Here is an 18,490-nt window from a genome sequence, read left to right on the forward strand (position 1 = left end):
GGCATCGTGGTGATCTAATGGCGCTTGTGGCGCCTGGCGGTGTCCTGAGCATGGAAGGACTTATCAGATGGAGAAGCGGGTTCTGGGCCGTACCGGTCGGCAGGTCGGAGTGATCGGGCTGGGTGCGTGGCAGCTGGGGGCGGACTGGGGCGAGGTGGCCGAGGACGACGCGTTGGCCACGCTCGGTGCGGCCGTGGACGACGGGGTGTCGTTCTTGGACACCGCCGATGTCTACGGGGACGGACGCAGCGAGCAGCTGATCGGGACGTTCCTGAAGTCCCGGCCCGGTGCGGACATCACGGTCGCGACGAAGATGGGGCGCCGGGTGCCGCAGGTGCCGGAGGCCTACACGCTGGACAACTTCCGGGCGTGGAACGACCGGTCGCGGAAGAATCTGGGCGTCGACACCCTCGATCTGGTGCAGCTGCACTGTCCGCCGACCCCGGTGTACTCCAGTGACGAGGTCTTCGACGGGCTGGACACGCTGGTGTCCGAGGGGCGTATCGCCGCATACGGTGTCAGCGTCGAGACCCGCGCCGAGGCGCTGACGGCGATCGCGCGGCCCGGGGTGGCCAGCGTGCAGCTCATCTTGAACATGCTGCGGCTCGGCCCGCTCGCGGACGTGCTGCCCGCGGCCCGTGAGGCCGGGGTGGGCATCATCGCCCGGGTGCCGTTGGCCAGTGGGCTGCTGTCCGGCAAGTACGACGAGCACACCACGTTCGCCGAGAACGACCACCGCAACTACAACCGGCACGGCGAAGCCTTCGACGTCGGCGAGACGTTCTCCGGGGTCGACTTCGCCACCGGCCTTGAGGCGGTGCGCCGGGTGGCGCCGTTGGTGCCGGCCGGCGTCGCGATGGCGCAGTTCGCGTTGCGCTGGATCGTGGACCAGCCCGGCGTCAGCGTGGTCATCCCGGGTGCGCGGAACCCGAAGCAGGCCGCCGGGAACGCCGCCGCTGCCGATCTGGCGCCGCTGACCGAAGAGCAGCTCGGCGCGGTGCGTGCGGTCTACGACGAGCTGATCGCTCCGCAGATCGGGCAGCGTTGGTGACGCTTGTGAGGCCGGTGAGGCTGGTGGCGTCGGCGGAACCGGTGGGACCGGTGACGCCGACGACGGCCAACCGTGGACCCCTACACCCGGCCGGACCAGAACTCCTACAATCAACACCGTCACATCCCCTCGGATCTGACGGGACACGCTCATGCGCTTCGCCCTATTGGGACCGCTGACCATCACCGATGACGACGGTCACGCGATACGCCTGCCCGGTGTCCTCCCGCGCGGCGTGCTGGCCACCCTGCTCCTGAACGCCAATCAGCCGGTGTCGCTCGACCGGTTGATCGACACGTTGTGGGGCGAGTATCCGCCGACTTCGGTGGCCGCCGCGCTACGGAACCACGTGGTGCGGCTGCGCCACGCGCTGGGCGACGGCGCGGCCGAGCGGATCCAGACCGGAGTCACGGCGTACCGGATCCACGTCGAGCCCGGCGAGCTGGACGCCGATGACTTCGCGCGGCTGTGCGCCGAGGGGCTGCGGGCCGTGGGGGAGCAGCGGTGGGCTGACGCGTCCGCTTCGCTGACCGGCGCGCTGGAGCTGTGGCGGGGTGAGGTGCTGGCCGACCTGCCGGTGCTGATCGGGGTCGAGCCGCACCTGCGCAAGCTCCGTGACGACCGGTTGCTCGCCTACGAGGGCCGGATCGAGGCGGACCTGCATCTGGGACGGCACCGTGAACTGGGCACCGAGATACGGGGGCTGATATCGGCGAACCCGCTGCACGAGCCCTTCCACCGGCAGCTGATGCTCGCCCTGTACCGGTCGGGGCGGCGCGCGGAGGCGCTGGAGGCCTATCGGGAGTTGCGCAGGATCCTGATCCAGGAACTGGGAGCCGAACCCTCGGCCGGTATTCAGGAACTGCACCAGCAGATCCTCAGTGTCGATCCCGCGCTCGACGTTCAGCCGCCCTCGGGGCACGTCGACGTCCCCGCGGCGCCCGGCCCGAGGCGCGAGAGCACGTCGGCGCCCTCGGCCGATGGCGGCTCGGGCGGCGTGTTCCGGCAGTTGCCGGCCGACCTGTCGACGTTCACCGGACGCGAGAAGGAACTCCAGCGGCTGATCGACGCCGCCACCGGGCCGCACGAGGTGGCCGCGACCGTCGTCGTCTCGGCGATCGAGGGCATGGCCGGGGTCGGCAAGACCCAGCTCGCGGTCCACGCCGCGCACCGGCTCGTGCAGGCCGGCCGCTTCGACGACGTCCAGCTCTACGCCAACCTGCACGGCTTCGACGCCGAACGGGCGCCGGCCGATCCGTCCGTGGTCCTGGAGGCGTTCCTGCGGCAGCTCGGCGTCCCGGCGCAGCGGATCCCGCTGACGGTGGAGGAGCGCGCGGCGATGTTCCGTGACCGGCTGTACGGCCGGCGCTCGTTGATCCTGTTGGACAACGTCGCCGACGAGGAGCAAGTACGGGATCTGATACCGGCGGACGCGCAGAGCCTGGTCCTGCTGACCAGCCGCCGGACGTTGGCCGGGCTGGACGGCGCCGAGGTGCACCTGCTGGACGTCTTCCACGAGACCGAGGCGATCGAGCTGCTGGCCCGGATCGCCGGGCACGAGCGGGTCGCGGCCGAGCCCGACGCCGCCGCCGAGATCGTCCGGGCCTGCGGGTTCCTGCCGCTGGCCGTGTCGTTGGCCGCGTGCCGGCTGCGCGCCCGGCCGGCCTGGACGCTCGCGGACCTCGTCACCCGCCTCGACGGCATTCTGACGACGGGTGCCGTGGGCGGACGCAGCCTCAGCAGCGTGTTCGAGCTCTCATACCGCAGCCTGCCGGAGACCGCCGCCCGGGCGTTCCGGTTGCTGGGCACGTACCCCGGCCACGATTTCACAGCCGACACGCTCGCGGTCCTGCTCGGCGCCACGGTGCCCGAAGCGGAGTCGATCCTCGAGGCGCTGTTGGACGAACACTTGCTCCAGCAGCGGATCACGGCTCGTTACGAGTTCCACGACCTGATCGCCGCCTTCGCACGGCAGCGTGGACTACGTGACGAATCCGCCGAGGAGCGGGACGCCGCCTTCGAGCGGTTGATGCTCTGGTACGCGCACGCCGCGGACAACGCGGTCGCGGCCATCTCCCCGTCGGCGGACCGCGCGGTCCTGGCCCCCTCGGACTACAGCCGCACCTTCGACTCGCGCGGGGAGGCGATGGAGTGGTGCGAGCAAGAGCTGCAGAACATCTTCCAGTGCGTCGCGGTCGCCGGGCGGGGCGGATTGCCCAAGCTGGCTTGGCAGGTCGTGGCCGGTCTGTGGGCCTACTTCCGGGTCGCCTCGGCGTGGGACGCGTGGCGCGAGGGCTTCAGCGCGGGGCTGACGGCTGCTGAGGCGTCCGGGGATCTGACGGGGCAGGCGAGCATGCACGTCGGTCTCGGTTCGCGATGCGTCCACCTCGGCGAGTACGACCAAGCGCTGTATCACCTTCAGCGGGCACACGATCTCGACGTCGAGCGCGGCTCGGCCAAGGGTGTGGCCATCACGCTCAACAACATCGGTGACGTGCACAGCAGGTTGGGCAACTTCGAGGCGGCGCTGGACTACCTGACACGCGCTCGGGCCATCAACACCGAAGACGCGCTGGACTGCATCATCGTTCTGAATATCGGGGAGTCACTGGGGTTCCTGGGCCGGTACGAGGAGGCGGAACGGTCGTTGCGCGAGGTCGAGGCCCGGTTCCTCGCCAAGGACGACCAGTACCTCGCGGCGAGTACCTACGCGACGCTCGGCCGGATCTATTTGCTGGCGGGGGAGTTGGCGAAGGCCGAAGTCGTGTTCCTGCAGGCGATCGCGATCCGGACGACGATCGGTTACCGGCCCGGTGTCGCCGCGGCGCTCGTCGAGCTGGGAGAGACGTATGTGCGGACCGGGCGGCGGGAGTCGGGGCGTGAGGCGTGGGAGCGGGCGCTGATCGTGTTCGGCGAGCTTGAGGATCAGGCGGGGACGGAGCAGGTGCGCGGGCGGTTGGAGCAGGTGGATTCGGATCCTGCGTAGTCCCGGGCGCGCGGCTGCCCTTGTCCGCGGTGCGGGTTCACAGGTGTTGCGCGGCCAATTCGGGTTCGGGCTCGGCCTCGCGCGTGGATCCGGTGCGCAGGATCCCGGCGGTCGCGGCGGCGACCACCAGGAGCAGGGCCGGGAGTAGGAACGTGTGGCCCAGCGCCGTGACGCGGGTCATCCAGCCGATCAGTGCCGGGCCGGCGAGCATGCCGAGGTAGCCGAGGCCGGCGACGCGGGAGACGTTGGTGCCGGCGGCGGCGGGGTCGGTGTGGCCGGCGGCGCTGAAGAGCTGCGGGACACAGCCGGACAGGCCGATGCCGAATATCGCCCAGCCGATGAGCGCCGACCAGATCCACGGGGATATGGCCACGATCGTCAGGCCGACGGCGCCGGTGGCCGCGCCGTAGCGCAGGACGGCCGCCGAGCCGAAGCGGGCGGAGACGCGGTCGGCCAGGAGACGGCCGATGGTCATCGTCGCGGCGTAGGTGCCGTAGGCGAACGAGGCGGTGCTGGCCGACGCGCCGAGGATGTTCTTCGCTTCGACAGCGCTCCAGTCGTTCGCTACGCCTTCGCAGAGCATGCACATCATGGCCAGGGCGGCGAGGATCCAGATGCGGCGGGGGACGGGGCGGCGCTTGGTCGTCGGCCGGGTATCCGTGGCTTGGGCTGGGTCGTGTGCCGCAGCGGTCGTCGTCGCTGTTGTCGTCGTAGCTGTCGTTGTCGCTGTCGTTGTCGCCGTCGGCAGCAGGCTCCGGGCGAAGACGAGAGCGATGACGATGCCCACGCCTCCGGCCGCGGCGAGCGTCGCGGCCGGGCTGAGCCCCGCGCTGGTCGCCTGGGCGCCGACGAGCGCGGCGATCACCCCGCCGACGGAGAAGGTGGCGTGGAAGGCGGACATGATCGGGCGGTTGTAGGCCTTCTCGACGTGGACCGCGTGGGCGTTCATGCTCACGTCCAGACAGCCGTTGCAGAAGCCGAACACCAGGAGCGCGCCGGCCAGCGTCCACGGCTCGCGGGCCAGGCCCGGCAGCACGAGTGTCGCGGCGCACAGGACACCGGCGGCCGGCACCACGACGCGGGTGCCGAGGCGGTCGGCCAGCCGTCCGGAGAGCTGCATGCCGAAGAACGCGCCGACGCCGAGCAGGACCAGCAAGCTGCCCAGGGTCGCGTGGCTGATGCCCACGCGTTTCTCGATGGCCGGGATCTGGACCAGCCACATGCCCATGAGGGTGCCGTCGAGGACGAAGTAGACGAAGGTCGCCACTCGGGCGGCTCGGAGCGCACGTTCCATGCGATCACCGTAACGAACATTTTTGATGTTTGGAAGTCGGGATTTCGAACAACTTGCTTGTTCGTTTCCCGGTGGTGTTCAATCGCAGCATGAGCAGTACAGATCGGCACCGGCTGATCGCCCAGGCCGTGGCGGACTCCGGCAGCGCGACGGTCCCGCACCTCGCCGAGCTGACCGGGGCCTCGGAGATGACCATCCGGCGCGACCTGGACGTTCTGGCCGCACAGGGTGTGCTGGAGCGGTTCCGCGGTGGGGCACGCACGTTGCTGCTGCGAGGAGAGGAGCCGCCGTGGTCGCTGCGTGTCCACGAGGGGCTTGAGGCCAAGCGCCGGATCGCGGCCGAGGTCTCGCGGCTGATCGCCGACGGCGAGACGGTCGTGGTGGACAGCGGCACCACGTGCCTGGAGGTCGCGCGGCTGCTGCACGGCCGGCCGGTCACCGTGATGCCGCTGTCGCTCCAGGCGATCCAGGCGCTCAGTGACGCCCCGGCCCCGACCGCGTTGCTGGTCCCGGGCGGCCGACCCCGTACCGGCGAAGGGGCCCTGACCGGCCCGCTCACCCTCGCCTCGCTCGCCGCGCTGCGCTTCGACACCGCGGTGCTCGGCTGCTGCGGGCTGAGCGCCGCCGAGGGGATGACCGCTTACGACCTGGACGACGCGGCGGTGAAGCACGCGATCGTGGCCTCCGCGCGGCGGATCGTCGCCGCCGCGGACGGGAGCAAGCTGGGCCGGACGGCACATGCTTACGTTGGTGCCAGCTCGCTGGTGGATCAGCTTGTCACCGATGGTTCGGCGCCCGCCGATGAGGTGGCGGCGTTGGAAGAGGCAGGGACTGTCGTCACGACTGCTTAGTGACTTGCACGGCTGCCTAGCATGGCCTGGGGGTGTGACCTATGGCGAAACGACCGTCTCCGTTGGAGAACCGGCTGGCGCGATACCAGGCGCCTCGGAAATCGAAAGTCCTGGCCTCGGTGCTCAAACCCGCCGATGCCAGTCGGAGTGTGTTCGAGGTCGCGTGGGACGTGCTGAGCAGGCAGGCGTTTCCCCTGGAAGTGACGGATGCCGCCGAGCTGGCCGAGCGTATGACTCGGTCGGAGGCGTTCGGTGCGGCGCAGGCTGCTGGATGGGTCGCGGGGGTTCTCACGGCGAGTTTCGCCTATCCGCCCGCGAAGGACGAACTCCCGGACGCGAAACTGTGCGCGCTGGACGACGACGTGGTCGCGGCACTCGGCGCGGATTCCGTCTGGCACGCCAATGCTGACGGCCACCCGCTCCCTGTCTTCAACGAGTCCGGCCGCGGTTTCGGCTGGAGCTCCATCACCCGCGCGACTTTCGATGTGGTTGTCGTGGCGCGAGGGAGCGGCCTGGATCTCGTGCTCGCTTCCTTCGACGAGGACTGAGAAACAAGGACTCAGGGACGAGGACTTAGAGACGAGGGCTTAGAGACGAGGGCTGAGATCCGTGTCGGCCGAATACCTTCTGGCCGACACGGATCCCAGTGCGGGTGGTGCGGGTGGTGCGGACGGTGCGGGTGCTCGCGGTGCGGGGTGTTCGCACTGCGGGCCCGTCAGCGGCTGCTGGCCGTGATGTCGCCGTGCGAGGTGGTCGCCTTGATGGTCAGCGCGGCGGTGGCGCCGGCGGTGTTCCGCAGGGTGTTGGTGATGCGGCCGTGGCTGGTGCCGGCGTCCAGGGTGGCGGAGGTGCCGGGGGCCGCGGTGACGGTGAGGTTGCCCATGTCGGTGCGCAGGTCGATGGCGCCGGTGGTGGCCTCGGTGATGGTGATGTCGCCCTTGCCGTTGCGGATCTGGGCCGGGCCGGCCAGGTGGGTGATGGTGATGTCGCCCATGTGGGCCTTCAGGTCGGCGCTGGCGGCCTCGTCGAGGCTGATGGTGCGGTAGCCGCCTTCGAAGGTGACGTTGCCCAGCCGGCCGGTGGTGCGCAGTTCGGCGGCGCCGGCCTTGCCCTGGATGCGGGAGCCGGTCGGCAGCTCGATGGTCACCCGCAGGGCGCCGGTGCTGCCCAGGACGCGGTTGCCCTCCGGGCTCGCGATGCGCAGGACGCCGTCCTGGTAGCCGATCTCGGTCTGGGCGGCGGCCTTCACGTCCCGCTTCTTCGAGGCGTCGGCCGGCAGAACCTGGACGACGGTGTCTGTGCGGTCGGTGGCGATCAGCTGGACGGTGCCCGCCGGGATGTCCATGGTGACGAAGACCGGGCTCGGGGTGTCGAACTTCTGCATGACGGCTCCTTGACGGTGTTTCCTCGGCGGCCGGTCCGGCTCGCCCTCATGCAGCTACTGTCGCGGCCCGGCCTGACGTGGCCCTGACGTCGTCCTGACACGGCTGCTGACACCCGTCGGCGCCCTGCTGACACTCGCGCCGGCCTCCTGCTGACCCCTGCTGGCCTCTGCTGGCGCCAAGGCCGGCGTTGCGCCTGGAGCTCAAGACAGGCCCGGAAACCCTGTGGCTACCAGCGATTCCAGTGCAGGACCTCGGACACCGGCTGCCGCGGCGCGGGCTTGAAACCGTCGCCGGTGTAGTACGCGGTCGGGAGCAGGACCGACTGGTAGACGTCGTCGGGGAGGTCCAGGATTTCGGCGACCTCGGACTCGTAGGTGAGGTGCAGAGTGGTCCACGCGGTGCCCAGGCCCCGGTCCCGGGCGGCCAGGCAGAAGCTCCAGGCCGCGGGCAGAAGCGAGCCCCACAGACCGCCCTGGTTCCCGCTCGGCAACCGGCCGCCGGCCACCTTCAGACACGGCAGCACCAGGACCGGCACGTCACCCATCCGATCGGCCAGGTAGGCGACGCTGTCGTGCACCCGCTGCTGGACCTTGCTGCGCTCGGGGTCGTCCGCGAAGAGCTTGCCGGCCGCGCCCTGCGATTCCAGATACGCCTCGCACGCCTTCTTGTAGACCGCGCCGATCGCCGCCCGCTGATCCGGGTCGGTGACGACCAGCCACTGCCAGGTCTGCCGGTTCGAGCCGCTGGGGGCTTGCAAAGCGATGCGCACACAGTCTTCGATCAGTTCCCGGGGTACCGGACGCTCCAGATCCAGGCGCCGGCGGACGGTGCGGGTCGTGGTCAGCAGCTCGTCGGGGGTCATGGGTCCTGCCTTTCGCCGAGGGGTCGGGACAAGTCTTTCTCACGAACGCGGCGGCTGCAGATCGGGTCCCAGATCGGGTCCCAGATCGGATCCAGACCGGATGCAACCGTGCGAGTGGGCCCGCGCGTACAGCGCACGAAACATCGGCGAGCGAGGGGATGGGCATGACGGGGAGACGATCGGTGTCGGCCGTCACGGATTTCGACCAGGTCTACGCGACGACCGCGCCGCGTCTGGTCGGCCAGCTCTATCTGATGATCGGTGACCTGGCCGAGGCGCAGGACTGTGTCCAGGAGGCATTCGCGCGGGCGTGGCTGCGCTGGGACTCGCTGACCGACGGCCGCGGCGATCCGGTCGGCTGGGTGAAGACCACGGCCTACCGGCTGGCGATCTCGCACTGGCGGCACTGGAAGGCCGGGGTCAAGGCGCTGCGCAAGCACGGTGTGCCGCCGGACACCCCGGCGCCGTCGCCGGACGCCGTCGCCCTGCGCGACGCCCTGGCCCAGCTGCCCAAGGCCCAGCGGGTGGCGTTGGTGCTGCACCACCTGAACGACATGCGGGTGGAGGACGTGGCCCGGGAGCTCCGGGTCCCGCCGGGCACCGTCAAAGCCCGGCTGTCGCGGGGCCGCGCCGCGCTCGCCGTCCTGCTCGCCGACTGGCACACGGACGTTCTGGCAACGGAGGAGTTCCATGCGTGACGAGGATGTATTCGACGAGGCGGTGCGCACCGAGGACTGGACGCACCTGGCCGGCAGCGCCGCCGACGCGCGCGCCAAGAGCGTGCGGCTGAGGCGGACCCGCTACGCCGGGATCGCCGGCGCCACGACCGCGGTCGCCGTGGTGGCGGCGGTGGTCGCGGGCTCGCTCGGGGCCGGAGCCGCCGGCGGCCGGGCGATCTCGGCTACGCCGGGCGGTGCGCAGCCAGTGAAGGCCGCGACTTCGCCGAAGGCCGCGGCGCCTTCGTCGTCGGAATCGCCGGCGGCCCCGGCGAAGGGCACCATGGGCGCCCTGTTCGAGCAGTGGAAGAGCTGCCCGGACTCGGAGCTGACCGCGGTGAACGCCCTCCCGCAGGATCCGCCGCACCTGCAGCAGGCCTGGCGCGACGCGTGCCACCGCGACGTCGCGACGCTGTCCGCGCTGCTCCCCGACTATGACGTGACGCCAGCCGTGGCGAGTATCGGCACGCCCTCCTCCGTCGCCAGTGAGAGCATCAACCCGACGTCATTCAACGACCCGAGTTTCGTCATCCCGCCTGGTTACACGCCGCACATGGGGCCGAGCACGTATCGCATCGCCGACAAGAACGGCGCAGCCACCGAGGTGGTGATCCGCGCCTACAACCAGAACGACAACACCAAGCCGGCCAACGGCGAACAGGTCACCCTGCCCAATGGCTTGCAGGGCGTGCTGGTTCTCAACGACAACCCGGCGCACGGGCAGCTCGGGTACGAGATCTACATCCTGGACAAGGGCCACACGTTCTACATGTTCGTCATGGGCCCGGGCAAGCCGAACTTCGACTTCAAGGCCCTGGCCACGAGTCCGCAGTTCGCGGACATGGCGGCTAAGGCGCTGGCCGAACCGGAGAGCTGAGCTGCGGTTCGCCAATGGATCGCGACGATCCGCGCCGGCCCCTCGTACCGAGGCCGGCGCGGATCTCGTGGTTCGGAAGGCGGTTCGAAGACGGCCAATCCCGGTCCCGTTACCGCGGGACAGCGATGGTGCGCCCCTCGGCCGCCGAGCGCCGGGCGAGTTCCAGGATGGTGAGCGTGTTCACGGCGTCGCGGGGATCGACCGGGGCGGGCTTGCCTTCGCGCAATGCTGTGACGACGCCGGTGTAGAAGGCGGGATAGTCGCCGGGCAGCGAGGGATACGGCCGCGCCTCGTCGGTCGGGCCGAGCAGTCCCCACTCGCTCTCGGCCGGCTCGCCCCAGCCGGGGCCGGGACGCCGGCCGGCGCGCAGGGCGGCCTCCTGCGGGTCCAGGCCGCGGACCGTATAAGCACTCTGATCCCCGAGGACGCGGAGGCGCGGGCCGGGCTGCGCGGCCACGGCGCTCATCCACAGCTGCGAGTGCACGCCGCAGGTGTGGGTCAGGGCGATGAACGAGTCGTCGTCGACGACCGCACCGGCGCGGCGCGCGTTGACCTCGGCGTAGACGTGCGCGGCCGGGCCGAACAGATGCAGGGCCTGGTCGACCAGGTGGCTGCCGAGGTCGTTGAGGACGCCGCCGGCCTTGGCCGGGTCTGCCGACTCGCGCCAGCCGGTGGCGATCTGCGGACGCCAGCGCTCGAACCGGGACTCGTAGCGGTGGACCGTGCCGAGGGCGCCGTCGGCGATCAGGTGCTGCGCGGTGCGGAAATCGCTGTCCCAACGGCGGTTCTGGAACACGGTGAGCATCAGGCCGCGCCGGTCGGCGAGCTCGACCAGTGCCCGGGCCTCGTCGGCGGTCGGCGCCAACGGCTTGTCGACGACGACCGGAAGGCCCGCTTCCAGGGCGGCGCGGGCGGCCGGGCTGTGGGTGTCGTTGGGGGTGGCGATGACGATCAGGTCCAGGTGCTCGGCGTCGGCCAGCAACTGCTCGGTGCTGTCGACGGCGCGCGCCTCGGGGTGTTCGCTGCTCAACTGGGCACGCCGCTCCGGGTCGGCGGTGACCACGTTCCGCAGCCGCAGGCCCGGGGTGGTGGCGATGAGAGGGGCGTGGAAGGCGCGACCGGCCAGGCCGTAGCCGATCAGGCCGACGCGCAGCGGGTTCTGGGGAGCGCTCATAGGCCGAGTTAAGCAACACTGTTGGCAAAGCGCAAAACGGTGTCCCACAATGGGACGCATGGAACGACGACCGGCCGGAGCCAACCTCGCGGGGCTGCGCGACCACAACGCCGCCTTGGTGCTGGGCCTGCTGCGCGCCTCCGCCGAGGGCGGCAGCCGGGTGCAGCTCGCGGCCCAGACCGGGCTGACACCGCAGGCGGTCAGCAAGATCGTCGGCCGGTTGCTGGCCGACGGCCTGGTCGTCGAGGCCGGACGCGGTGAGTCGACCGGCGGGAAGCCGCGCACCCTGCTCGCCTTGCGGCCGGAAGCCGGCTGCGCTGTCGGCATCGAGTTGGACCGCCGGCGCTCCACGATCCTGGTGCTGGACCTGGCCGGGACGACGCTGCGCCGCCGGTCGGTGGACATCGGGTTGGCCTCCGGCGAACCCGAGCGGGTGGTCGGCGCGCTCGCGAAGCGAGTGAGCCAGGCCGTGCGGGCGGCCCCGGACGGCGCGAAGGTCCTCGGCGTGGGCGTCGGGTGCCGCGGGCCGCTGGACTACGAGACCGGGACGCTGCATCGGCCGGCCGGACTGCCCGCGTGGGACGGGTTCCCGCTGCGCGGCCTGCTGGAGGAGTCGCTGGACGTGCCGAACGTCCTGCTCGACAAGGACACCAACGTCGCGGCGCTCGCGGCGCCCGCCGCGGTGTCGGGCAGCACGGCGTACCTGCATCTCGCCGACGGCCTCGGCGCCGGACTGCTGTTGAACGGCGCTGTCCACCGGGGAGCCAGGACCAACGCCGGCGAGTTCGGGCACCAGGTGCTTCAGCCGGACGGCCCGCAGTGCACGTGCGGCGCGCGCGGCTGCCTGGAAGCGCTGTGCATGGCGGCGCTCGCGGACGACGACCCGCAGACCGCGGCGCGCTGGCTCGGCGTAGGTGCCGCCAATCTCGTCCGGTTGCTCGACATCGACCGGATTCTCCTTGGCGGGCATCAGATCTTCGCTTCGCCCGACGTGTATCCGCGCGCGGTCGCCGATCAGATCGCCGAGCACCTGCCCGAGCCCGAGTGGCAGTCCGTGCGGGTCTCGCTGACGCCGGCCGGGGCCTCGGCGGTGGCGGTCGGTGCGGCGCAGCTGGTCATCGACTCCGCGCTGGGCGGCATATGAGTCAGCCCCCTGTCGGCATGACAGAGGGCTGATCAACGGCGGGCATCGTCAGTGGACCACGTCGAAGACGTTCTTCTGGATGCCGTTGCTGTAGGCGGCGCTCTCGACCAGCTTCAGCTTCTGCTTGTCCTTGTCCGTGGTGCTGAACAGGCGCTTGCCGGCGCCGAGCAGAACCGGGAAGACCAGCAGGTGGTAGCGGTCGATCAGGCTCGCGTCGGACAGGGCCTGGTTCAGGGTGGCGCTGCCGTGGACGATGATCGGGCCGCCCTCGGTCTGCTTCAGCGCGGCGACCTCGTCCAGCGAGCGCAGGATCGTGGTCGGGCCCCAGTCGGTGACCAGGTCCGCGTCGGCGAGCGTGGTCGAGACGACGTACTTCGGCAGGTCCTTGTACGTCGCGAACTCCTTCATCCCCGGCCACACCGGGCTGAACGCCTCGTAGCTGACCCGGCCCAGCAGGACCGCGCCGGACTCCTCCTGCTCGGTGCCCTTGATGTCGTAGGCCTCGGGGACGAACTCGATGTCCCGGAAGGTCCAGCCGGAGTTGCGGTAGCCGGGCTCGCCGCCGGGGCCTTCGACGACGCCGTCGAGCGAGATGAACGCGGAGGTGATGAGGGTGCGCATGACAGTCTCCTTAGATGACTCTTCGCGGTGGGTGTTGGTGGCTGTTGGCCGCTTGATGTCGTCAGTTGATGTCGCTGGCTGATGTCGCTGGCTGATGTCGTCAGCCGATGGTGCTGGTCAGCCACTGTTGCCAGGACTGTTCGGACGTGGCCGTCTCGGCGGCCGGCGCGAAGAGGTGGTGGAACATCAGCGCCAGGCCCGAGCCGTGGTGGAAGGTGTAGAGCGCGTCGGCGGTGCGGATCCCGAAGCGCTCGCCGTCGGCCCAGGTGACCTCGCCGTCGATCAGCGCGAGCGCGCCGGGTCCGCCGTTCGCGCGGGCGCCGACGGCGATCGGGGCCGTCAGCGACAGGGCTTCGGCGAGCAGCGCCTGCACGTCGGCGGGCGAGCGGTCGCCGGCCGGTGCCATACCGAAGACCGGGACGGCGGCGCGGCCGGGGAAGTGCGTCAGGTACTCACGCAGGGTATTGAGATGGAACGGCCAACCGCGGCGCAGGGCGTCGTACTCGTTCTCCCAGTCGTCGCCGAGCAGGCCGCTGTGCACGACGCGCAGCACCGTGCTGCCGCCCTCGCGGGCCTCGATCAGGTACTCGAAGGCCATGAACCGGCCGTCGGGGCCCGGGGAGCTGCGGCTGGCGAACCGCTTGTCCGGGTCGTAGGCGGTGATCAGGGCCTGCTCCCGGTGGCCGCCGGTGTCCATGGCGACCGATCCGCCTTCGCGGGCCTCGATCTCGTTGCGGCCCATGAACCAGGAGTCGACCCCGGGGCCGGTGGCGATGGCCGCCCAGACCTGTTCGGGGGTGGCCGGCAGTGTGGTCTCTAGTTCGATCTCGAAGGGGTGCGTCATCGCGGATCCTCCTGTTCGGCAACAGAATCGGGCAGCGGGGCCGGGTCGGCAGCCGGCCCTGGCCCGTGCGGGTTGCCCGGAGCGTGCGGGTCGCTCGGGTCGCCGGGGTCGCGCGGGTCGCCCAGGCCGTGCGGGTCGCCCGGGTCGTCCGGGCGGGCCGTCGGGATCGGGTGCAGCCCGACGACCAGCCGGTGCTCCCGGCCGCCGGTGGCGTTCTCGTCGTGGTAGCGGCTGACCAACGTGGTCACCGCCCGGGTCAGTTCGTCGGCGAACGCCGCCCGGTCGGCCGCGGAGGCGAAGCGGATCTTGGCGTCCATCGCGAACGTGGTGACCGGCTTCCCGGCCCGGGCCGAGCCGGTGAGCAGCGCGCCGACCTCCTGGATCAGGCGCGAGCCCAGGGCCAGCAGCCATCGTGCGGACAGCCGGTCGGGCGCGCGGTCCGGGTCCGGGCTGACCGCGGCCAGCGTGACCGGCGAGATCACGTAGGAGGCGGCGGTCGCGCTGTAGACCCGCTCGGTGACGTTGCCCTTGCGGCGTTCCTCGACGAGCTCGACCAGGCCGTGCCGTTCGAGCTCCTTCAGGTGGTAGTTGACCTTCTGGCGGGGCAGCCCGAGCCGGGCCGCCAGCATGGCGGCCGAGCCGGGCTCGGACAGGGCGGCGAGGATCCGGGACCGGATGGGGTCCAGGGAAGCCTCGGCCGCTGCGGGCTCCTCGATCACGGTGACGTCGAGCATGCTTCCAGCATCCGGCCGAAAGTAAATCCTGTCAAGACAAGAAAATTTGTCGGTGTGCTGCGCCGCGACGAGACGCGCTCCGTGAACGGTGTGCGACGTATGCGCGATTGTGAGTGACCATGGCCGCGGACGATTGACTCGATGGTCGAAAAGCTCGGCATCGGCCGCGCCCGCCCGCCAAGATGCTGGGCATGACTAGACGGCTAGCCATCCTGATAGCAGGGCTCTTCGCCGCCCTCGCCACCCTCTCCGGGTGTGCCAAGCACACACCCGTGTCCTACGCCCCGGCCGCCTACGGTATGCAGGTCGGCAGTGTGTACGAGTGCTACTACGTGGACAACCCGGCCGAAGTCCAGACCCTGATCGCGCGTGGCCTGTGCCCGGTGGGGTCGGTCCCGACCCGTATGCCGCAGTCGTGGCTCAACCAGTACTTCGCGTACTACGACTCCCCGGCTTACTACAACACCTACGTGCCCGTCTCGTACCGCGGCAACTACATCGGCACCTACCACTCCTACTATCTGGTGCACACCAACGACATCAGGGCGGCGGCCGCGGCGGCGACCTGGAAGGGCTCCAACGGCAAGACCGTGTCCGGTACGCAGGTGGACACGGCGAAGATGAAGTTCTCGACCGGGTCCGGGTCGAACTCGTCGATGGGCGGCGGCTCTCTGCGCGGCGGATCCAGCGGGGGATCCGTCAGCGGGGGCTCGGGGTCGTCGGGCGGTTCGGTGAGCGGGGGTTCGGTGAGCGGCGGGTCGGGGTCGTCGGGCGGTTCGTCCGGCGGAGACGGCGAGGAGTCCTCGGGCGGTTCGTCCGGCGGGTCCGGCAGCCACTCGACGTCCGGGTCCAGCGGCGGCAAGTCGCATTCGGGCGGCACCAGCGGCGGTTCGTTGCGCGGAGGCAGGAAATGATGCGGGATTTCTCGGTGTACGGCTACTGGCCGCACTCGATGGAGCGGTGGGGCGAGGTCTTCCGGGCCACGTCGGCGCGCGCGGCTGAGGATCTGGCCCAGATGTACGCGCGGGAGCGGGGTGCCGCGCTGCGGGTGGCCGGGGTGTTCGAGGGCGTCGTCGCCTCGGTCGACCGGTACACGCTGTTCGTCGACCCGAGGGACGTGCGCAACCTCGACGCCGAAGGGCTCGACCCCGACGTGCCGGGGCTGCGGAACGATCCGTGGACGGTGCTCGGCCTGATCGAGTCCGAGCGCGACCGCCGGTGGAACGAGCACACCGGCGGGCAGCGGTTCTGCGACCACGTGCTCGCCGACTCGCCGCTGTCCGCGGAGGACGTCACCGAGGACAAGGCGCGGAGCGAAGGGGGACGGCTGCTGGTGTGCGCGGTGTTCGACGGGACGCGGCAGCGGGCGGACGCGTTGTATGCGAAGTTCGCCGACCCGGACGTGCAGGTTGCCTGAGATACCAGGGCTCTTACGCGCCGGCGCTCGGTGGGCGAGGGCCGGTGCGTGAGGGGGTCGGTGTGTAAGAGGGCCGGTGCGTGAGGGGGTCGGTGTGCGAGAGGGCCGGGAGGTACGGTGGCGCCATGTCCTTCGTGATGAGCAACGGCGCCCGGCTCGCCTATGACGAGGCGGGCGTGGCGGGCAAGGCGGGCGTGGCGGGCGAGGCAGGCAAGGCAGACGGTTTCCCGACGGTCGTCCTGACGCACGGCGGGCTGGGCGACCGGCGCATGTGGGACCACCAGTTCCAGGCTTTGGCGCGGCGGGGCCGGGTGGTCCGCTACGACATGCGCGGTGCGGGCGAGTCCCAGGACGCCGACGGGGAGTTCTCGCGATCGGAGGACCTGCTGGGGCTGCTGGACGCGCTGGACATCGAGCAGGCCGTTCTCGTCGGCAACTCCATCGGCGGCGCGTACTCCATCGAGGCCGCGCTCTCGGCGCCCGAGCGCGTGCGCGGGCTGGCCCTGATCTGCTCGGGGCTGACCGAGTACGACTGGCCCGAGGAGATGACCGCCGAGATCGGACACCTCGTCGAGGAAGCCGTCCCGGCCGAGCGGATGGCGCGATATTGGCAGCGGACGGCGGAGTACGTCGATCCGGCCGACGTCCGAGCGATCGCCGAGGTCAACGTCCGCTACATGGTCGCCGGGCCGAAGCGCGACCTGGACGATCTGGCGCCGGAGGTGCGGGCACTGGCGATGCGGATGTGCCAGGACAACTTCCAACGGGAGTGGAGTGTTCCGCAGTACCAGGAACGCTTTCAGCAGCCACCGATCATCGACCGGCTGCGCGAGCTCGCCATGCCGACGCTGATCGTGAACGGCAGGTATGACCCTTCGCCCATCCAGGAGATCGCCGATCTGCTGGCGGTGCGGATTCCCCGGGCCCGGCGCATCGATCTGGACGCCGGGCACCTGCCTTCGATCGAGCTGCCCGAGGAGACGACCGAGGCGCTGCTGGAGTTCGTCGCCGGGATTTCGTAGGGGGCCGGGCCGGGCCGCGCGACGCGGCAGGCGACGCGACCGGGCCGGGCCGCGCGACACACCACGGTCGGGTGACGTTCCCGGAGGCCGGGCACCGGAGCCGATATTCATGGCTCATGATCAACAACCGTGTAAGGTCCCTGTCGGGGGTCGCCGTCCTGGCGCTGTCCCTCGCAGTCACATTCGTTCCGTCGGCGGCGAGCCAGGCGCGCGCCGCCGACACCGTCGCGGCCAGCTGTCCGGTTCCCGCCGACCACCTGTATGACGCCACCGAGCGCAACGTGGAGCTGGAGCGGATCGCCCCGGTGCCGTCCTGGCGTTCCAACTGCGACGAGCTCTTCCGGTCCGACGGCCGCGGGCCGGATGTCGTCTTCGCCGAGGGCTTCCAGGCCAGGGACGTCGCGGACGGGCAGTACGACCTGGCGGCGTATGTGGCCGACAACCAGCCCTCGCCGTTCGTCAGCACCAGTTACGACCACGACCTGTACAAGAAGTGGAAGTCCGGCTGGAACTACTACGTGGACGCCCCCGGCGGCATCGACGTGAACGCCACCATCGGATACCAGCACAAGTACGCCTTGCAGATGGAGGTCGCGTTCCCCGGCGGGATCCAGAGCAAGTTCATCGTCGGGGTCTGCCCGGTCGACCGGGCGACCAAGACCGAGATCATCGCCGGCTGCGAGCGTAATCCGAACTACATTCCGTGGCGCGGGGTCGCGGCTGCTTTCCCTGTGTAGAGGCGTTGCTGGGCCGCGAGGTGCTCTCGGCGCCCGGCGGCCCAGCCGTTTTCGTTGCCTAGTAACGCTGGGGCGGGATTTGCCGGGGGTCCGGCTGCGGGCCGGGTTGCCAGCCTTGCTGCGGGCTCTGCTGCTGGACCGCGAGGATCTCGGCGATCTGCGTGCTCTGCTTCGTGGCCATCATGGTGGCGACCATCGAGCCGTCGGTGAAGTGCAGTTCGGCACGCGGCGTGCGTCCGTGTAGGGCGGCGTCCTTTGTGCCTTCGGTGCGCACACCGGCGATCAGGGTGCGCTCCACGCCGTAGACCAGCCGCATGGCCGACCCGCCGGCGCGCCCGGCGCGGAAGATGAGGTAGCGGCGGTCGGTGAGTACGCCCCAGGCTCCGGGGCCGTAGTCCTGGCGCGTGGCGCGGGCGTAGCGGATGAACCACCCGGCCTGACTCTCCCACCCGCCGATGAAGACGGGCCCGGCGAGCTTCCGATCGAGCGCCTCGCGTCCCCTCTCGGCGATGCGCTCCGAGGCGGCGTCCAACGGATTGAACGCCCACTTGAACCCGCGGCCCACCTTCTTATCCGCCCGATCGATGCCCCCGAGCACCCGATGCTGACCCTCGACCGCGATCATCAGCTCGCGCGGGGTCTCGGGGATGGTGTCGTCGAGCTTGAGGATGAAGCCGTAATAGACCCGCTCGCCCGGCTCCAGGAACGGCGCGGCGCCTTGCGCGAGCCGATCGCGCGGCGCCGCGAGGTTCGGGGGCGGGGGGAAGCTCGCGGG

General features: G+C 70.6%; 19 protein-coding genes. 11 read left to right on the top strand and 8 right to left on the bottom strand.

The window, feature by feature from the left end:
- Positions 1 to 67: 67 nt before the first annotated feature.
- Positions 68 to 1,051, top strand: coding sequence for an aldo/keto reductase (locus KGQ19_RS24320; RefSeq protein ID WP_212011946.1), 984 nt, complete (start codon positions 68 to 70; stop codon positions 1,049 to 1,051).
- Between the two features lie 151 nt (positions 1,052 to 1,202).
- On the top strand, positions 1,203 to 4,037 hold the full coding sequence (locus KGQ19_RS24325) for an AfsR/SARP family transcriptional regulator (protein WP_212011948.1): 2,835 nt from the start codon (positions 1,203 to 1,205) through the stop codon (positions 4,035 to 4,037).
- Positions 4,038 to 4,074: 37 nt separating this feature from the next.
- On the opposite strand, the gene KGQ19_RS24330 is transcribed toward KGQ19_RS24325, so the two are convergent.
- The gene (locus KGQ19_RS24330) at positions 4,075 to 5,331 is read right to left on the bottom strand and encodes an MFS transporter (protein WP_212011950.1); all 1,257 of its coding nucleotides are present in this window, start codon (positions 5,329 to 5,331) and stop codon (positions 4,075 to 4,077) included.
- Between the two features lie 89 nt (positions 5,332 to 5,420).
- Here KGQ19_RS24330 and KGQ19_RS24335 point away from each other — a divergent pair, with 89 nt between their 5' ends.
- Together KGQ19_RS24335 and KGQ19_RS24340 are read left to right on the top strand one after the other, a co-directional pair.
- Positions 5,421 to 6,182, top strand: coding sequence for a DeoR/GlpR family DNA-binding transcription regulator (locus KGQ19_RS24335; protein WP_212011952.1), 762 nt, complete (start codon positions 5,421 to 5,423; stop codon positions 6,180 to 6,182).
- 62 nt (positions 6,183 to 6,244) lie between these two features.
- Positions 6,245 to 6,730 carry a hypothetical protein gene (locus KGQ19_RS24340; protein ID WP_212011954.1) on the top strand — a complete coding sequence of 162 codons (486 nt, stop codon included), beginning with the start codon at positions 6,245 to 6,247 and terminating at the stop codon, positions 6,728 to 6,730.
- Positions 6,731 to 6,897: 167 nt separating this feature from the next.
- Here the strand turns inward: KGQ19_RS24340 and KGQ19_RS24345 are convergent, their stop codons facing one another.
- Both KGQ19_RS24345 and KGQ19_RS24350 read right to left on the bottom strand, forming a co-directional pair.
- Positions 6,898 to 7,566: a DUF4097 family beta strand repeat-containing protein gene (locus tag KGQ19_RS24345; RefSeq protein ID WP_212011956.1), complete on the bottom strand. Its 669-nt coding sequence runs from the start codon at positions 7,564 to 7,566 to the stop codon at positions 6,898 to 6,900.
- A gap of 227 nt (positions 7,567 to 7,793) precedes the next feature.
- Positions 7,794 to 8,429: a nitroreductase family protein gene (locus KGQ19_RS24350; protein WP_212011958.1), complete on the bottom strand. Its 636-nt coding sequence runs from the start codon at positions 8,427 to 8,429 to the stop codon at positions 7,794 to 7,796.
- A gap of 164 nt (positions 8,430 to 8,593) precedes the next feature.
- Between KGQ19_RS24350 and KGQ19_RS24355 the strand changes: the two genes are divergently transcribed.
- Together KGQ19_RS24355 and KGQ19_RS24360 are read left to right on the top strand one after the other, a co-directional pair.
- A complete protein-coding gene (locus KGQ19_RS24355) occupies positions 8,594 to 9,127 on the top strand; it encodes a SigE family RNA polymerase sigma factor (RefSeq protein ID WP_212011961.1) in 534 nt (177 codons plus the stop codon).
- Positions 9,120 to 10,022 (top strand): hypothetical protein, encoded by a 903-nt coding sequence (locus KGQ19_RS24360; protein WP_212011969.1) that lies wholly within the window; start codon positions 9,120 to 9,122, stop codon positions 10,020 to 10,022. The genes KGQ19_RS24355 and KGQ19_RS24360 overlap by 8 nt, the downstream gene beginning before the upstream one ends.
- 109 nt (positions 10,023 to 10,131) lie before the next feature.
- Here KGQ19_RS24360 and KGQ19_RS24365 read toward each other — a convergent pair whose 3' ends face one another.
- The gene (locus tag KGQ19_RS24365) at positions 10,132 to 11,196 is read right to left on the bottom strand and encodes a Gfo/Idh/MocA family oxidoreductase (RefSeq protein WP_212011971.1); all 1,065 of its coding nucleotides are present in this window, start codon (positions 11,194 to 11,196) and stop codon (positions 10,132 to 10,134) included.
- A 58-nt stretch (positions 11,197 to 11,254) separates the two neighbouring features.
- On the opposite strand from KGQ19_RS24365, the gene KGQ19_RS24370 reads away from it, so the two are divergent.
- The gene (locus tag KGQ19_RS24370; RefSeq protein ID WP_212011973.1) at positions 11,255 to 12,340 is read left to right on the top strand and encodes an ROK family transcriptional regulator; all 1,086 of its coding nucleotides are present in this window, start codon (positions 11,255 to 11,257) and stop codon (positions 12,338 to 12,340) included.
- 48 nt (positions 12,341 to 12,388) lie between these two features.
- Here KGQ19_RS24370 and KGQ19_RS24375 read toward each other — a convergent pair whose 3' ends face one another.
- The 3 genes from KGQ19_RS24375 to KGQ19_RS24385 all read right to left on the bottom strand — a co-directional run bounded on the left by KGQ19_RS24375 (position 12,389) and on the right by KGQ19_RS24385 (position 14,539).
- A complete protein-coding gene (locus KGQ19_RS24375) occupies positions 12,389 to 12,961 on the bottom strand; it encodes a dihydrofolate reductase family protein (protein WP_212011975.1) in 573 nt (190 codons plus the stop codon).
- 100 nt (positions 12,962 to 13,061) lie between these two features.
- Entirely contained in the window at positions 13,062 to 13,805 is a 744-nt protein-coding gene (locus KGQ19_RS24380) for an SRPBCC family protein (RefSeq protein ID WP_212011977.1), read from the bottom strand.
- Positions 13,802 to 14,539 (bottom strand): ArsR/SmtB family transcription factor, encoded by a 738-nt coding sequence (locus KGQ19_RS24385; RefSeq protein WP_212011979.1) that lies wholly within the window; start codon positions 14,537 to 14,539, stop codon positions 13,802 to 13,804. Before KGQ19_RS24385 ends, KGQ19_RS24380 begins: the two co-directional genes overlap by 4 nt.
- Positions 14,540 to 14,730: 191 nt before the next feature.
- Here KGQ19_RS24385 and KGQ19_RS24390 point away from each other — a divergent pair, with 191 nt between their 5' ends.
- The 4 genes from KGQ19_RS24390 to KGQ19_RS24405 all read left to right on the top strand — a co-directional run bounded on the left by KGQ19_RS24390 (position 14,731) and on the right by KGQ19_RS24405 (position 17,715).
- Positions 14,731 to 15,453, top strand: coding sequence for a hypothetical protein (locus KGQ19_RS24390; RefSeq protein WP_212011981.1), 723 nt, complete (start codon positions 14,731 to 14,733; stop codon positions 15,451 to 15,453).
- The gene (locus tag KGQ19_RS24395) at positions 15,450 to 15,956 is read left to right on the top strand and encodes a hypothetical protein (RefSeq protein ID WP_212011982.1); all 507 of its coding nucleotides are present in this window, start codon (positions 15,450 to 15,452) and stop codon (positions 15,954 to 15,956) included. The genes KGQ19_RS24390 and KGQ19_RS24395 overlap by 4 nt, the downstream gene beginning before the upstream one ends.
- Before the next feature lie 125 nt (positions 15,957 to 16,081).
- Positions 16,082 to 16,978 carry an alpha/beta fold hydrolase gene (locus tag KGQ19_RS24400; protein ID WP_212011984.1) on the top strand — a complete coding sequence of 299 codons (897 nt, stop codon included), beginning with the start codon at positions 16,082 to 16,084 and terminating at the stop codon, positions 16,976 to 16,978.
- A 116-nt stretch (positions 16,979 to 17,094) separates the two neighbouring features.
- Positions 17,095 to 17,715 carry an ADP-ribosyltransferase gene (locus KGQ19_RS24405; RefSeq protein WP_212011986.1) on the top strand — a complete coding sequence of 207 codons (621 nt, stop codon included), beginning with the start codon at positions 17,095 to 17,097 and terminating at the stop codon, positions 17,713 to 17,715.
- 58 nt (positions 17,716 to 17,773) lie between these two features.
- On the opposite strand, the gene KGQ19_RS24410 is transcribed toward KGQ19_RS24405, so the two are convergent.
- A partial coding sequence (locus KGQ19_RS24410) for a hypothetical protein (RefSeq protein WP_212011988.1) occupies positions 17,774 to 18,490 on the bottom strand: 717 nt, incomplete at its 5' end.

The organism is Catenulispora pinistramenti (genome assembly GCF_018274385.1).
GTDB classification, from domain to species: domain Bacteria; phylum Actinomycetota; class Actinomycetes; order Streptomycetales; family Catenulisporaceae; genus Catenulispora; species Catenulispora pinistramenti.